2 protein-coding genes are annotated in these 1261 nt (G+C 48.1%); one reads left to right on the plus strand and one right to left on the minus strand.

Translation table 11 applies throughout. The features are described from left to right. On the plus strand, nt 1–242 hold a 242-nt coding region (locus tag QUA40_RS28775), incomplete at its 5' end, for a hypothetical protein (RefSeq protein WP_333132128.1). Nucleotides 243–270: 28 nt separating this feature from the next. Here the strand turns inward: QUA40_RS28775 and QUA40_RS28780 are convergent. Then, nucleotides 271–1182 (minus strand): type IIL restriction-modification enzyme MmeI, encoded by a 912-nt coding sequence (locus QUA40_RS28780; protein ID WP_333132130.1) that lies wholly within the window; start codon nt 1180–1182, stop codon nt 271–273. Nucleotides 1183–1261 lie beyond the last annotated feature (79 nt).

Here is a 1261-nt window from a genome sequence, read left to right on the forward strand (position 1 = left end):
TATCCTTGCTCTTCGCTGTGCTTATCTCAACGGTCAACTTTCAATTTGATGTATTTGCCAAAGTGAGATGCACCCAGCATCGCGAGGAAGCGATCGCAAATTTACATCAGCTTAGGGTATTCGATCGTTCTGCGATTGCTGAGTCTTCTGAAACGCGATCGGGCTATCTTCAAATGCGAGCCTATATCCGAATGCTGGACTATTTGCGGTTGCTGATGTTGGAGTATTTGCAGATGGCATAGAGAAGGTAACAGAAACTTACCAATCGCTCTAAAGTTCTGCCAGATGCCAGAAAGTCATCCCATTTTCAGTATGACTGAGCAAAATCCCCAAATCTTCCAGACTTTCTAGACAGTCGAGAATGACTTTTTGTTTGCGGCTGGCTGCTTTGAAATGGGCGGTGACTTGGGCGGCTGTCCATTCGCCGCTTTGGGTGCGGAATAAGTCGCGGATGGCCCAAAGTTGCTCTTTGAGGGTTTTGGGGAAGGGTTGTTGTTCGGTGGGAGTAATGGCGGTTTCGGTTTCGGTAGTGATACCTTCAAGAGTTGGTTGTACATAGGTTTCGCCGGGATTTTGGTAGTCGGGACGCAGCCAGCGAATGTGTCCGTTGCGTTCTTCTTCGGCGCGTTGGGCGTTGAGGGTGACGAGGTTTTCCAGGATTTGGTCGTCGGTGAGGGTGGGTTCCCAACCATAGGCGGCAAATACGGCGGCATCTAGTTCGTCGTGGATTTGTTTGAGGGTGGAGACTAGGGCTTTTTGGTTGAAGGCTTTGTCTTTGTCGTCGAGGGGTTCGCCTTGGCGGAGTTGTTCGAGGAGGTTGTACATCCCGGTGATGGTGACTTCCGGGTGAGTGGCTTGGACTCGTTTGCGGTGGCTGTCGAGGCGTTCTCCGAGTTCGCGAATGGTTTGTTTTTGGGTGTCGGTTGGGTCGGGGAAGGGGAAGGGGTCGAAGCATTTTGTCTTGACGTAAACTGGATCGTTCCCTACACCAAGCCATCCACCTGCTGCCAATGCCCAAACAACATGAATTTTGCTGGATAAAATACCTAGAAAATAAGCATCATCAAAAGCGATCGCAATCAATTTGTTGTCAGGTACGACATCATTATCTAAAAATATAAATACTCGGTGTTTAGCCGTCTCCACAGTTGCTATAGCGATCGCAAATGAATTGTAAATCACAAATCATGTATAATAATGAGGACGTAAATCTCAGTAGGAGTTGAGATGTCCCAAAAGAAATCGGCAGAAAAATTTGTGG

The sequence above is a fragment of the Microcoleus sp. Pol11C3 genome (assembly GCF_036701485.1).
In the GTDB taxonomy this organism is placed as follows: Bacteria; Cyanobacteriota; Cyanobacteriia; order Cyanobacteriales; family Microcoleaceae; genus Microcoleus.